At 67.0% G+C, this 12,584-nt stretch carries 14 protein-coding genes and 1 riboswitch; of the genes, 7 read left to right on the forward strand and 7 right to left on the reverse strand.

Translation table 11 applies throughout. The features are described from left to right. Window positions 1–72: 72 nt before the first annotated feature. The 3 genes from VEA80_RS14300 (at window position 73) to VEA80_RS14310 (ending at window position 4,905) form a co-directional block, all read left to right on the forward strand. Window positions 73–705 (forward strand): hypothetical protein, encoded by a 633-nt coding sequence (locus VEA80_RS14300; RefSeq protein ID WP_325061435.1) that lies wholly within the window; start codon window positions 73–75, stop codon window positions 703–705. A 347-nt stretch (window positions 706–1,052) separates the two neighbouring features. Beyond that, window positions 1,053–3,026, forward strand: coding sequence for an ATP-binding protein (locus VEA80_RS14305; RefSeq protein ID WP_325061436.1), 1,974 nt, complete (start codon window positions 1,053–1,055; stop codon window positions 3,024–3,026). Window positions 3,027–3,108: 82 nt separating this feature from the next. After that, a complete protein-coding gene (locus VEA80_RS14310) occupies window positions 3,109–4,905 on the forward strand; it encodes a long-chain-acyl-CoA synthetase (RefSeq protein WP_325061437.1) in 1,797 nt (598 codons plus the stop codon). On the opposite strand, the gene VEA80_RS14315 is transcribed toward VEA80_RS14310, so the two are convergent. The 7 genes from VEA80_RS14315 to efp form a co-directional block, all read right to left on the reverse strand. Continuing rightward, complete coding sequence (locus VEA80_RS14315; protein ID WP_325061438.1) at window positions 4,902–5,666, reverse strand: ABC transporter ATP-binding protein; 765 nt, start codon at window positions 5,664–5,666, stop codon at window positions 4,902–4,904. The two genes, VEA80_RS14310 and VEA80_RS14315, sit on opposite strands and share 4 nt — an antisense overlap. Then, entirely contained in the window at window positions 5,663–6,622 is a 960-nt protein-coding gene (locus VEA80_RS14320; protein ID WP_325061439.1) for an iron ABC transporter permease, read from the reverse strand. The genes VEA80_RS14315 and VEA80_RS14320 overlap by 4 nt, the downstream gene beginning before the upstream one ends. Then, entirely contained in the window at window positions 6,619–7,425 is an 807-nt protein-coding gene (locus VEA80_RS14325) for an ABC transporter substrate-binding protein (protein WP_325061440.1), read from the reverse strand. Before VEA80_RS14325 ends, VEA80_RS14320 begins: the two co-directional genes overlap by 4 nt. 24 nt (window positions 7,426–7,449) lie before the next feature. After that, window positions 7,450–7,632, reverse strand: a riboswitch (cobalamin riboswitch). Between the two features lie 18 nt (window positions 7,633–7,650). Beyond that, a complete protein-coding gene (gene arsC / locus VEA80_RS14330) occupies window positions 7,651–8,010 on the reverse strand; it encodes an arsenate reductase (glutaredoxin) (protein ID WP_325061441.1) in 360 nt (119 codons plus the stop codon). A 2-nt stretch (window positions 8,011–8,012) separates the two neighbouring features. Then, the gene (locus tag VEA80_RS14335) at window positions 8,013–8,309 is read right to left on the reverse strand and encodes a hypothetical protein (protein WP_325061442.1); all 297 of its coding nucleotides are present in this window, start codon (window positions 8,307–8,309) and stop codon (window positions 8,013–8,015) included. Window position 8,310: 1 nt separating this feature from the next. After that, complete coding sequence (bla, locus tag VEA80_RS14340; RefSeq protein WP_325061443.1) at window positions 8,311–9,165, reverse strand: class A beta-lactamase; 855 nt, start codon at window positions 9,163–9,165, stop codon at window positions 8,311–8,313. Next, window positions 9,165–9,740 carry an elongation factor P gene (gene efp, locus VEA80_RS14345; RefSeq protein ID WP_325061444.1) on the reverse strand — a complete coding sequence of 192 codons (576 nt, stop codon included), beginning with the start codon at window positions 9,738–9,740 and terminating at the stop codon, window positions 9,165–9,167. The genes bla and efp overlap by 1 nt, the downstream gene beginning before the upstream one ends. 244 nt (window positions 9,741–9,984) lie before the next feature. On the opposite strand from efp, the gene epmA reads away from it, so the two are divergent. From epmA to VEA80_RS14365, 4 genes are read left to right on the forward strand one after another with little or no spacing between them, the layout of a single operon-like run. Next, on the forward strand, window positions 9,985–10,899 hold the full coding sequence (gene epmA / locus VEA80_RS14350; RefSeq protein WP_325061445.1) for an EF-P lysine aminoacylase EpmA: 915 nt from the start codon (window positions 9,985–9,987) through the stop codon (window positions 10,897–10,899). Further along, a complete protein-coding gene (locus VEA80_RS14355; protein WP_325061446.1) occupies window positions 10,896–11,084 on the forward strand; it encodes a hypothetical protein in 189 nt (62 codons plus the stop codon). Before epmA ends, VEA80_RS14355 begins: the two co-directional genes overlap by 4 nt. Beyond that, window positions 11,084–11,575 carry an N-acetyltransferase gene (locus tag VEA80_RS14360; RefSeq protein WP_325061447.1) on the forward strand — a complete coding sequence of 164 codons (492 nt, stop codon included), beginning with the start codon at window positions 11,084–11,086 and terminating at the stop codon, window positions 11,573–11,575. The genes VEA80_RS14355 and VEA80_RS14360 overlap by 1 nt, the downstream gene beginning before the upstream one ends. After that, complete coding sequence (locus VEA80_RS14365) at window positions 11,553–12,581, forward strand: lysine-2,3-aminomutase-like protein (RefSeq protein WP_349257260.1); 1,029 nt, start codon at window positions 11,553–11,555, stop codon at window positions 12,579–12,581. The genes VEA80_RS14360 and VEA80_RS14365 overlap by 23 nt, the downstream gene beginning before the upstream one ends. The last annotated feature ends 3 nt before the right edge of the window (window positions 12,582–12,584 follow it).

Here is a 12,584-nt window from a genome sequence, read left to right on the forward strand (position 1 = left end):
GCGGCGCGCGCCAATCCCCCGGATATCTCCGCTCTTATCCGCCCCCTTTGAAACGGGCGTATACTTGCGCCCATGACCGACACCGAACCCGAACGCAAAGCCCCGCTGGATCTCTGGCGCATCGCCCGCGCCTTCCTGATCGCGCTGCACGCTTTGTTCGGCGACCCCGCCCAGATCGCCCAGCGCATCTGCTTCCGGCGCAAGGAGTATGAGACCATCGCCCGCTGGGTCCGCGCCGGCGAAATGCTGCTGCGTCGTCTGCTGCTGATCGAAGCCGCGGCCTTGCAGCTCGCGCCGACGCCCGTGCGCGCACGCGTCAAGCGCGCCCGCGTCCGCAAGCTGCACGCCTTCCATCTCGAAGCGCCGGAAACGTGGCGCGTCTCGTTCCACGTCATCGATCGCGGCCGCCGCGCCGCCGGCCATGCGACGCCCCGCACGCACGCGCCGGGGGCCTCATCGCCCGCCGGCGCCTTCCCCGACGCCTTTCCGCTCGCGCTCCGCTGCGAAGCGCTGCTGCGCGCCTACAACGATCCCGCGCCCTACGCGCGCCGACTCGCGCGCCGCCTCGCGCGCCAGCCGCAGCGCGCCGCCGCCATCCTCGCGCACACGCCCGACACCCATCACGTGATCCCGCGCGAAGACGTCGACGCCGTCACCAGCCGCGCCGCCGCCTGCTGGGCCCCGCTGGCGCCCGATTCCAGCTGAGGCTGTCCGCACCGGCTTCAAACGCAACTGCACGGGCGTCGCCGCACAGCGGCGGCGAACGCCGGCGCGCGCGCACGCGCAAGTCTGCCTTCAAATCGCCCTAAGCTCGAAACGAACGCGCAACACCGCGGCAAAACCAAAGGCGCACGCTGAAGAGCATCGGAGGACGAAACATGTCGAAGCCGCAAGCCTGCTTGATCACGTGGTTGGTGGCCGTGCTGCCCGCGCTCGCGCTATTCGCCGGCGGGGCCTACGCCTAAAGTTCCCACGTTGCCGGGCGCCCGTGCTGTCCCTTAAGTTCGCCGCGCGAGGGACGTTTGCCGGCAAGCCAATCACAGAGATCCTACGTGCTCCTGGGCGCGGCTTTGGCCCTGCCCATCGTCGTTCTGGTCGTGCTGCAGCTCGTCCTGGCGCTCGAAGGCGAGCGCGAACGGATCGAGCAGCGGACGCTCAACGAAGCGACTCAGATCGTCAATCTGGTCGACGCCCAGGTCCGCTCCGATCTCGCCGTGATGCGCGTGCTCGCCACCGCCGACGATTTTGAGCGCCGCAACTGGCCGGCGGCCTTCGCCCGCACGCGCGAAATCGCCGCGCTCAACCGGCATTGGCGCAACGTCATCGTCTCGGACCTGGAGGCCGGCCGCGAAGTCTTCAGCCTCGCCCGTCCCTATTCCTCGTCGCGCCGCCCGATCGCGCCCGCCATCGCCCGCCGCGATCCGCGCCATCTCGCCGGCGAAGTGGTGCGCGAAGGCGACGGCTGCCCGTGCGTCTATCTGCACTACCCGTTCGGCAGCGCGGGCCGCTATCTCGTCACCGTCGCGCTCGAACCGCGCGTGTTTCTCGCGCCGCTGCGCCGCAACACGCCGGCCGGCGCGATCAGCGGCCTCGTCGATCGGCGCGGCAATTTCATCGTCCGCAGCCGCGATCAGGCCGAGCGCGTCGGCGCGCCGGGCACGCAATTTCTCCGCGATGCGGTCGCCAGCGACGAAGCTTGGGGCATCTATCAGGGCCGCACCTACGAAGGTCTCGACAATCACACCGCCTACTACACTTCCCCGCTCACCCGATGGTCCGCCCACATCGCCATTCCCTCCTCGCTGATCGATCGGCCGCGCACCTATTCGCTTGTCGCCTCGATCGTCGGCGGCGTGCTCGCGCTCTCGATCGCCGCACTGCTGATCGCCTGGGCGCTGCGAGATCTCGCCCAGCGCCGCGCCGCGGAGGAGCGCTTGGCGCAGACGCAAAAGCTCGAAGCCATCGGCCAGCTCACCGGCGGCGTCGCCCACGACTTCAACAATCTGCTCACCGTGATCATTGGCGGCCTCAACATGCTGTTGAAGCGCATCGACGATCCGAAGCAGCGCCAAATCGCCGAGCACATGCTCGAATCCGCCAAACGCGGGGACAAGCTGACCAAGCAATTGCTGGCGTTTTCCCGCGGCAAACAGATGGAGCTCGCGCCCGTCGACTTGCTCGAACTCGCACCGGGCATGGAAGAATTGCTGCGCCGCTCGATCGAAGCCGGTCAGACTCTCGAAATCCACCTCGATCCGGAATGGCGCTGGGTCCGAAGCGACGCCAACCAGCTCGAACTCGCGATTCTCAATCTCGTCATCAACGCCCGCGACGCCATGCCGAACGGCGGCCGCATCGAGATTGCCAGCCGCAAGTCGGCGCGCGAAGGCTGCATCGAGCTCAGCGTCAGCGACACCGGCATGGGCATGCCGAAGGACGTGATCGACCGCGCGCTCGAACCGTTCTTCACCACCAAGCCAGCCGGCAAGGGCACGGGCCTGGGCCTCAGCCAAGTATTTGGCGCCGCCCAGCAATCCGGCGGCTCGGTGGAGATCGACAGCGTCGTCGGCCGCGGGACGACCGTGCGCATGATCCTGCCGCAGGCCGAGCCGCCGCGCCGCATCGAGCGCGAGGACGACGAAGAGCCGGACTCCGCTCTCTCGGACGGCGCGAGCCGCAGCATTCTCGTTGTCGACGACGAACCCGGCGTGCGGTCCTTCATGGCCGACGCGCTGCGCGATGCGGGCTTCAAGGTCACCGAAGCGGCCCATGCCGGCGATGCGCTGAAGGCGCTCGAGTCGGAACGTCCGATTTTGCTGGTGACGGACTATTCGATGCCGGGCATGACCGGGCTCGAACTCGGCGAACGCGCCCGCGCGCAGGTCGAGGGGCTGCGCGTGCTGATCGTTTCGGGTTACGCCGATGCAGATGCGATCGAAGCCTCGCCCTCGCGGCCGACTTTGCTGCGCAAGCCGTTCGACGAACACGCGCTCTTGCAAGCCGTGCGCGACGTTCTCGCCGCATGAGCATTCGATCGCGGAGAGGATGTGACGCTGCAGCCGATTTCGGATTGCGCGGAACGCGGCTAGATTCGCCGCGGAGGGGCAGATGAACCTGTTTGCGCGGCTCGCGCGGGAAGTGCGTTTTCTGGATGGCCTCGCGCGCACGCTCTGGAGCGTCCGCAAGATCGATCCGGATTCGGACGTTCTCATCTGCGACGATTTCGAGCAAGCCGTCGACAAATTCGCCGACCACACCGCGCTTGTCTTCGAGGGCGAACGCTACACCTATCGCCAGCTCGATGCGCTCGCGAATCGCTTCGCCGCCTGGGGCGATGCGCTCGGCCTGAAGGCGGGCGATACGGTCGCGCTGTTTCTGCCCAATCGCGCCGAATACGTGCCCGCCTGGATGGGGCTCGCGAAAATCGGCGTCGCGGCTGCGCTGATCAACAACAACCTGACCGGAACAGCGCTCGCGCACTGCCTCTCGATCTCGAACGCCGATCACGTCATCACCGATTCCGAGACGGCGCCGGCGGCCGAAACAATTCGCGCCGGCTTGCCGCGGCCGCTCACCTATTGGCTGATCGACGGCGAAGCGGGCCAGAGCGCCCACAAGGCGATCGATCTCAAAACACCAAAAGCGGCGCCGGAACGGCCGCCGCCCTCGCGCCGGGCCGGGCTGAAATCGCGCGACGTCGCGCTCTACATCTACACCTCGGGCACCACCGGCTTGCCGAAAGCGGCGAAGATCACGCACATGCGCGCGCAGCTCTACATGCGCAGTTTCGCCGGCTCGACCAGGGCGACGGCGGAAGACCGGCTCTATTGCGTGCTGCCGCTCTATCATGCGACCGGCGGATTGTGTGGCGTCGGCGCGGCCTTGTTCAGAGGCGGCACGGTCGTGCTGCGCCGGAAATTCTCCGCCAGTCATTTCTGGGACGACATCGCCGAGCACGGCTGCACCATGTTCGTCTATATCGGCGAGCTCTGCCGCTATCTCGTCAATCAGCCTCCGCATCCGAAAGAGCGCGCGCACGCGCTTCGCCTCGCCTTTGGCAACGGTTTGCGGCCGGAGGTTTGGTCCGAATTCCAGCCGCGCTTCGCCGTTCCACACATCCTCGAATTCTACGGCTCCACCGAGGGCAACGTCTCGATGTTCAACTTCGACGGCCAGCCCGGCGCGATCGGGCGCGTGCCGCCTTATCTGCAGCGCAATTTCGCAGTGCGGCTGGTGCGGTTCGACGTCGAAACCGAAACGCCAGTGCGCGGCGAGAACGGCCTGTGCATCCTCTGCGAACCCGACGAAGCCGGCGAGGCGGTCGGCCTGATCAAGGATGATGCGCGGCACAATTATACGGGTTACGCCGACAGGGCCGCATCCGAACGCAAGATCCTGCGCGATGTCATCGAGCCGGGCGACGCCTGGTTTCGCACCGGCGACCTGATGCGCCAGGACAAGGCGGGCTACTTCTATTTCGTCGACCGCATCGGCGACACCTTCCGCTGGAAAGGCGAGAATGTCTCGACCACCGAAGTGGCGGAAGTCGTCGCCCGCTATCCGGGCGTCGACGAAGCCAATGTCTATGGAGTCAAGATCGCCAGGCTCGACGGCCGCGCCGGCATGGTTGCGATCACGCCGGGCGAAGGCTTCGCGCTCGACGGCTTGCGCGATCATCTGGTGCGCGAGCTGCCGGCTTACGCGCGACCGCTCTTCATTCGCCTGCAGCCGGCGATCGAGACGACCGGCACGTTCAAGTATCGCAAGATCGATCTGGTGCGCGACGGTTTCGATCCGGCCAAGCTCGAACAGCCGCTCTATTTCGATCACCCGGATGAGCAGCAATACATCCCGATCACGCGCGAGCTCTACGCGCAAATTCAGAGCGGCGAGCTCCGCCTCTAGTGGAACGCCGCGACATAGCTCTCACCGACGCGCATCAAAGCACCGGTTCGGCCATAGGCGGACTCCAGCGCCGCCGGAGTCAGCGCCTCGATCGGCGCGCCCTCGGCGATTGCGCGTCCCTGCCGCAACAGCAGCACGCGATCGGCGGCGGACGCGGCCAAAGCGATGTCGTGCGTCGACAACAGCACGCCGCCGCCGTTCGCTGCATGTTTGCGCAAGATCTCGGCGACGCCGAGCGCCTGCGCCGGGTCGAGCCCCGCCGTTGGCTCGTCCAACATCAAAAGCGGCGCCTGTTGCGCCAATGCGCGAGCGAGATGGGCGCGCGCCTTCTCGCCGCCGGAGACCTCGTCCATTCGGCGCGTACGCAGCGCCGTGAGCGAACACGCTTCGATCGCCGCATCGACAGCCGCTTGATCGCGCGGGCTCAAGCGATCGGGCGCGGCGCCGTGCGCGTAACGGCCCAGCGCCACGAGGCTTTCGACGCTGACCGGCCAAATCGACTGCGGCCGCTGCGGCAGATACGCGACGCGCAACGCGCGCTGACGGGCGCTCAACATGCGCGGATCGGCGCCGGAAAGCGCAACGCGTCCCTCGTGGCGAACCGCGCCTGTTGCAGCGCGCATTAGCGTGGTCTTGCCCGCGCCATTAGGGCCGAGCAGCGCGACGATCTCGCCAGGAGAAACGCACAGCGAAACGCCGTCCAGCGCCGCAACATTGCGCAGCGTGACGCTGACCGAGTGGAGTTCGAGCAGCGCGCTCATGCGTCGCCTCCCCGCGAAGCCAATCGTGCGGCGATCAGTGCGAACACCGGGCCGCCGATCAAAGCGGCGGCGACGCCGAGCTTGAGTTCGGTATCAGTCGGCAACAGCCGCACAGCCATATCCGCAAGCACTAGAATTGCGCCGCCGGCGAGCGCGCTCGGCAACAGCAGTCGCGCCGGATCGTGCCCGGCGAACGCGCGCACCAGATGCGGCGCGGCGACGCCGACGAAGCCGATCACGCCCGCGACCGCCGTCGCGCCGCCGGCGCAAGCTGCCGCGCCGAGCACGACCAAGAGCCGCGTGCGCGGCAGATCGGCGCCGATCGCCGCGGCCGCTTCTTCGCCGAGCGTCAGCGCCTGCAAGCCGCGCGCGGCGAAGAAGATGAGCGCGCCGCCGGCGAGCAGAAATGCGCCCGCGAGCAGCGCATCGTTCAGCGAGCGGGCTTCCACCGAGCCGAGCGTCCAATTGACGAGATCGGCCAGCGCGCCGGGATTGGGCGCGAGATTGAGCGCGAGCGCGATCAAGCCGCCGGCGAGGCTGGAAATCCCGACGCCGATCAGCGCCAAGCTCGCTGGCCCGCGCGCCGACCAGCCGAGCGTCGTCACCGCGAAAGCTGCAATCAGAGCGAAGGCCAGCGCGGCGAGCGAGGCGAGCAGCGCAACGCCGAACGCAAACGCGACCACCGCGCCCAACGCGGCGAAGCCGGAAAGCCCGAGCACGCCGGAATCGGCGAGCGGATTGCGCAGCAGCCCTTGCAGCGCAGCGCCGGAAAGGCCGAGCGCGGCGCCGACGATCCACGCCGTCAGCGCCCGCGGAAAACGGATGTCCCAGACGATCGTGCGCGTCGCCTCGTCGTTCGCGAACGGGTCGGCAAGCGGCGTCGGACCTAGCCACACAGCCGCGGTGAGCGCCGCGATGCCGAGCGCGGCAAGTGCGAGAGAGATGCGCAAGCTCATGATGCACGGAGGGCGGCGTTGATGCGTTCGGCGGCGTCGATCGCAAACCAAGCCTCGCAACTGATCGCGGCGAGCGGCAGAGAGACGGTGCGCGCATCGGCGAGCGCACGGCGGAGGGCCGGATGACGCGCAGGCAACCACGGATTCACCCGGTTGCGGCCGTGATCGAAGAAACCGAGCGCGATCAACGCCGGCGGCGTCTCGATCATGCGCTCGAGCGGCAGCACGACCCAGCTCGCCTCGGTGCGCACGTTGCGTCCGCCGGCGGCGCGGATCGCCGCGTCCATCATCGTGCCCGAGCCTGCCACCGCGCCGGCGGCGGAGAGATACATTACCGGCGGCGCGTTCTCAGGCGCGTTCGCCGCGAGCCGCGCAAGCCGCAGATCAAGATCGTGCGCGATCGCTCGCCCGCGCGCGGGTTGGCCGATCGCCTGCGCAGCGTCGATCAGATCGGCGCGTGCGGTTGCGAAATCCGGCGCATCGCCCACTTGCAGCACCGGCACGCCGAAGCGCGCATAAACCTGCTCCGCATCCCAAGGCCCGCCCCAGTTGCGCACGACAAGATCGGGCTGCAGCGCCAGCGTTTCTTCGAGCGTGCCGCGCGTCTGGCGGATGCCAGCAGCGCGCTCGCGATAGTAGGAATCGTCGCGCCGCGAACCGCGCGACAGCGCCGCGATCTGCGCCCGGTCGGCGAGCGCGAGCACGAACTGGTCGGCGCAATAATCGAGCGACACGATCCGGCGCGGTTCGGCGTGAGCGGCCGAAGCAATGACGAGCGCCAAAGCGCAGATGAACCAACGCACATCGACCTCCACGGCCGCATCCCGGGCCAAGGCTCTGTGTCGGCAGGTCTTCTGGCTTCGCGGGTCCTTGCTTTTCGGCCCCTTCCCGCGCTTGACGCGCAGTGGCTATGGCCTCGAGCTCGCCGCTTACAGCTGCGGGCGCAGCCGCGGATTTTCACCGCGTTCCCTCATGGTGCTCGGATGAGCAACCGACTCGGGCTGTTTAAGGCATCGCCGGAGCTGCGCCTAGAGCAGCTCTTGCACGGTCTCTTTCGGCCTGCAGAGGCGCGTGCCTTTGTCGGTCGTGACGAAGGGGCGCTCGACCAGCACCGGATGCTGCACCATCGCGTCGAGCAGCTTGGCGTCGCTGACTTTGGGATCGAGCAGGCCCAGCGTCTCGGCTTCGGCGGCTTTCGTGCGCAGCGCCTGGCGCGGCGTCACGCCGGCGGCGGCGAACAGCGCCTTCAGCTGCGGCTTGGTCCAGCCGGTCTTGAGATACTCGACGATCTCCGGCTTCGCGCCCTTCGCCTCGATCATCTCCAGCACTTGGCGCGACGTGGAGCATTTCGGGTTGTGATAGATGGTGGCGGACTTCGCTTTGGCCATCTCTAGTCCTCCTCGTCCTCCTCCATCGGGAAGAAGGAGAAATTCTCGTCGATGTCGATCGGCTCGGCCACCTGCTCGACTTCCTCGAAACGGATGCTGGCCTGCTCTTCGAGGTCTTCATAGCCGCGCGGCGTCTCAAGATCGGGATCGTCGAACAGCAGCTCAGAGGCGATGGTTTCCGCTTCGGACGCGCTCGCCGCCTCGACATAGCGCGTGGTGTAGAAACCGCAGAGGATCACTTCGCCTTCAATGTCGACAGGAAAATTTTCGCCGCAGGCGAACACGCGAAACCAGGCCATGTCAGACCCAATCGGCGATCAAAGCGCCGACTTCGCGATGAACGCCGTTGCGCGTCTCGGCGTCGGCGTTTCCGCCGTCCTGATAGACGGCGATCAGGACCGCATCGCCCTTCGGCGCCCAGGCAATGGCGACGTCGTTGTGGGCGCCGTTCATGCCGGTCCCGGTCTTGTCGCCGACGCGCCAGTCGTCCGGCAGCCCGGCGCGAATGCGTTCACGGCCGGTGGTCGAGGCGATCATCCAGCTGCGCAGCGTTTCGCGATTGGCGCGGCGCAAAGAGTCGCCGACCAACAAACGGTTCAGCGCGTTCGCCTGCGCCAGCGGCGTCGTCGTATCGCGTTCGTCGTTCGGCGCGTTCTCGTTGAGCCCGGGCTCCCAACGGTCGAGCCGCGTTACCGCATCGACGTTCTGGCGCAGCCACACGGTAAAGCCGTCCGGCCCATCGAGTTGACGCAGCAGCAGATTCGCCGCGGTGTTGTCGCTGACCGTGACCGCGGCTTCAGCAATCTCCGACACCGTCATGCCTTCGGCCATCCGCGTTTCGGTGACCGGCGAATAGGCCACAAGATCGCTCTGCGCGTAAGCGATGCGCTCACTGTGATCGAGCCGTTCGAGCGCAGCGGCCGCGAGCAGCCACTTGAAGGTCGAGGCCATGGCGAAGCGCTCTTCGGCGCGATAGCCGATGCGGTTGCCGTTCGCCGTGTCGAGCGCGGCGACGCCAAGTCGCGCGCCAGGCCCAAGCCGGCGCTCCAGCACGGCGAGATAGTTCTCGGTGCGCTGCGCCTGATCGATATCGCCGCGCGTGCCGCAGGCTGCGAGCGCGAGGCCGCCGGCGAGCGTCAGGCGGCGGGTGAGCATCAATCCTTCGCCCGCTCGACGTACGAACCGTCCTCGGTCGAGATGACAACGCGCGTGCCGGCTTCGATATGCGGCGGCACCATGGTTTTGACGCCGATATCGAGCATGGCCGGCTTGTACGAGGACGAAGCGGTTTGCCCCTTCACCACAGGTTCCGTGCTCTCGATCTTCGCCACGATGCGCGGCGGCAGCTCGATCGACAGCGCCTGGCCTTCGAACATGGTGAGATCGACGACCATTTCCGGCTGCAGGTAGGCGATGGAATCGCCAACCATGTCGCGCGAGAGATGCACCTGCTCGTAGGTGTTCGGATTCATGAAAACGAGACCGGCGTCGCCGTCGTCATAAAGATAGGTGTGCTTGATCTGCTCGACGAACGCCTTTTCGAGCGCGTCGGTGGTCTTGTAGGTCTCGGTCGTCTTCACGCCGTCGACGATGCGACGCATGACGATCGTGGTCGTCGGCGTGCCCTTGCCCGGACGGAAGGTTTCGTGGCTCATGACGACATAGAGCTTGCCGTCCTCGTGCTCGAGCACGTTGCCTTTGCGGACGTCGCTGGCGATGACTTTGACCACGTAAACCTCACTTGCCGCCGCCGGCCTCGTTCATCGGCCGGCGGGCCTGAAATCGATCGAAAGGACCGGAATTGCGGGTTTCTCTAGCCGGGTTTGACGCGCGGGGAAAGCGGGGCGCTGAAGCCTCCCCCCTTGCGGGGGAGGCGCCCGCGCAGCGGGCGGAGGGGGGGCGCGGCCAACGCTCCGGCGCCTTCGCGTTTGAACGCCCCCCACCCCCTGCCCCCGCCCCGCAAGGGGACGGGGGATGAGCGCGTATTGGGAAAGGTCGCGCCATGCCGACCGCCGGCTCTTTCTGGCCGCACGAACCGCAATTCTGCGGACGGTACGTGGATGGTTCGAGCGCAACGGCTTCACCGAAGTGGAGCCGAACCTCGTCGTCCCCTCGCCCGGCGCGGAAACGCATATCGAGGCGGTCGCGGCCGACGGCGGTTATCTGCACACCAGCCCCGAGTTCGCGATGAAGCGGCTGCTCGCGGCAGGCGAGCGCCGCATTTTCTATCTCGGCAAATGCTGGCGGAAGGGCGAGGCCGGGCCGCTGCATGCGCCGGAGTTCACCATGATCGAATGGTATCGCGCCGGCGCGCCGTACGAAGAGATCATGGACGATTGCATTGAGGTCGTGCGCGTCGCCGCCCGCGCGGCGAACGCGTCGGCGCTGACTTGGCGTAAGCGCAGCTGCGATCCGTTCACGGCGGCGGAACGCATCAGCGTGCGCGATGCATTCGCACAGCTCAGCCCCGTGCCGATGCCGGCCGACAGCGACGCGTTCTCGGCGGCGCTGGTGCAGCACGTCGAGCCGCAGCTCGGCGACGGCGCGCTCACTTTGCTAACGGAATACCCGATCAGCGAAGCGGCGCTGGCGCGACGCTCGCCGCGCGACCCGAGCGTGGCGGAACGGTTTGAGCTGTACTCCTGCGGCGTCGAACTGGCGAACGGCTTTGGCGAACTGACCGATCCGGTCGAGCAGCGGCGGCGGCTGATCGAAGCGATGGATGAAAAGGAGAAACGCTACGGGCAACGCTGGCCGATCGACGAAGATTTCCTCGCCGCGCTGGCGCACATGCCGCCGGCAAGCGGCGTCGCCATGGGCTTCGACCGCGTCGTGATGCTGGCGACGGGCGCGCGGCACATCAACGACGTGCTGTGGACGCCGCAATGACAGAGACTCGATACCGCCTCCATCTCAGCGTGCGCGGCGAGACGATTGTCCGCGAGATTGTGCTCGATAGTTCTGAGCCAACGAAGGATATTCTTAACTGGCTCGAAGACGAGTACGCCTTCCACGCAAACCTGAAGAAGGTCTATTTGCTTCGAGCTGACGGTGTCGAAGAGCAGATTTATTGATGGTCCGCGACGCTACACCAAACGACTATCCCGCCATCCGACAGATCGTCCGCCAAGCCTTCGGGCAGGAGGACGAGGCGAACCTCGTAGACCAGCTGCGCGCCGAAGGCCATGTGGTGGTGGAGCTGGTCGCGGCGAGCGAAATCGCGCTGCAGGGGCACGTTCTCTATTCGCGGCTCACGATCGAACGCCCTTCCGGAAACTTGAACGCAGCCGCGCTCGCCCCGGTCTCCGTCCTTCCGGCGTTTCAAAGAGGCGGGATCGGCAAGGCTCTTATCGGCGCCGGCAATGCGCGCTGCGCTGCGCTCGGGTGCGCCGCCATCATTGTGCTGGGGCACGCGGACTATTATCCACAGTTCGGCTTCTCGGCGGCGGCGGCCGAATCGTTGGAAGCTCCGTTCTCGGGTCCGCACTTCATGGCGCTAGAGCTTCGGCCCGACGTGCTGAAAGCTGGCGGCCGCGTGCGGTATGCGAACGCTTTTGGAGTTTAGCGCGGTGCAAGCGCCGAAAATCGCAACAGATGACGATCCGCTGGCCGAGGTCGCGGCGCGCTACGCCGTCGCGATCACGCCGGCGATGGAGGCGCTGATCGATCCTGCCGATGCGTGCGATCCAATCGCGGCGCAGTTTCGTCCGGACGCGCGCGAGCTCGAGATCGCTCCGGACGAACTGAGCGATCCGATCGGCGATGACGCGCATACGCCAGTGAAAGGCGTCGTGCACCGCTATCCGGACCGGTGCCTGCTGAAGCTGGTGCACGTGTGCCCGGTCTACTGCCGCTTCTGCTTCCGGCGCGAGATGGTGGGGCCGGACGGCGACGGCACGTTGACGGGCGGGGAGCTTGATGCCGCGCTCGGCTACATCGAGGCGCAGCCGGGCATCTGGGAAGTGATCCTCACCGGCGGTGATCCTTTCCTGCTTTCGGCGCGTCGCGTGCGCGACATCACCGAGCGCCTGGCGGCGATCGATCACGTCAAGATCATCCGCTGGCATACCCGCGTGCCGGTGGTCGACCCGCTTCGGGTGACGCCGGACTTGGTCGACGCGCTGCGAGGCGCCGGCTCAACGACGTATGTGGTGCTGCATTCCAATCATGTGCGCGAACTCACAGACCACGCGCGCGCGGCGATTGCGCGGATCGTCGATTCCGGCGTGCCGATGCTGTCGCAGACGGTGCTGCTGAAGGGCGTGAACGACAGCGTCGAAGCGCTCGAGGCGTTGATGCGCGGCCTGGTCGAGGCGCGGGTGAAGCCGTATTACCTGCACCACCTCGACAAAGCGCCCGGCACCTCGCACTTCCGCTGCTCGATCGGGCGCGGCCAAGAGCTGGCGCGAGAGCTGCACCAACGCGCCTCCGGCATCGCCCAGCCCACTTACGTGCTCGACATCCCCGGCGGCCACGGCAAGGCGCCTCTAGCGAGCCCGAGCGTGCGGGAGGGCGAGGGTGGGATTGAAGTGCGCGATCGTGACGGCGTTTGGCGCAAGTACGAGGAATGATCG

The organism is Vitreimonas sp. (assembly GCF_035627415.1).
Classification (GTDB): domain Bacteria; phylum Pseudomonadota; class Alphaproteobacteria; order Caulobacterales; family Aquidulcibacteraceae; genus Vitreimonas.

Bases quoted from the DNA above. Each gene is read 5' to 3' on its own strand.
- VEA80_RS14300 (WP_325061435.1), top strand. From the start codon at position 73: ATGACCGACACCGAACCCGAACGCAAAGCCCCGCTGGATCTCTGGCGC.
- VEA80_RS14310 (WP_325061437.1), top strand. From the start codon at position 3,109: ATGAACCTGTTTGCGCGGCTCGCGCGGGAAGTGCGTTTTCTGGATGGC.
- VEA80_RS14315 (WP_325061438.1), bottom strand. From the start codon at position 5,666: ATGAGCGCGCTGCTCGAACTCCACTCGGTCAGCGTCACGCTGCGCAAT.
- VEA80_RS14320 (WP_325061439.1), bottom strand. From the start codon at position 6,622: ATGAGCTTGCGCATCTCTCTCGCACTTGCCGCGCTCGGCATCGCGGCG.
- arsC (WP_325061441.1), bottom strand. From the start codon at position 8,010: ATGGCCAAAGCGAAGTCCGCCACCATCTATCACAACCCGAAATGCTCC.
- VEA80_RS14335 (WP_325061442.1), bottom strand. From the start codon at position 8,309: ATGGCCTGGTTTCGCGTGTTCGCCTGCGGCGAAAATTTTCCTGTCGAC.
- bla (WP_325061443.1), bottom strand. From the start codon at position 9,165: ATGCTCACCCGCCGCCTGACGCTCGCCGGCGGCCTCGCGCTCGCAGCC.
- epmA (WP_325061445.1), top strand. From the start codon at position 9,985: ATGAGCGCGTATTGGGAAAGGTCGCGCCATGCCGACCGCCGGCTCTTT.
- VEA80_RS14355 (WP_325061446.1), top strand. From the start codon at position 10,896: ATGACAGAGACTCGATACCGCCTCCATCTCAGCGTGCGCGGCGAGACG.
- VEA80_RS14360 (WP_325061447.1), top strand. From the start codon at position 11,084: ATGGTCCGCGACGCTACACCAAACGACTATCCCGCCATCCGACAGATC.
- VEA80_RS14365 (WP_349257260.1), top strand. From the start codon at position 11,553: ATGCGAACGCTTTTGGAGTTTAGCGCGGTGCAAGCGCCGAAAATCGCA.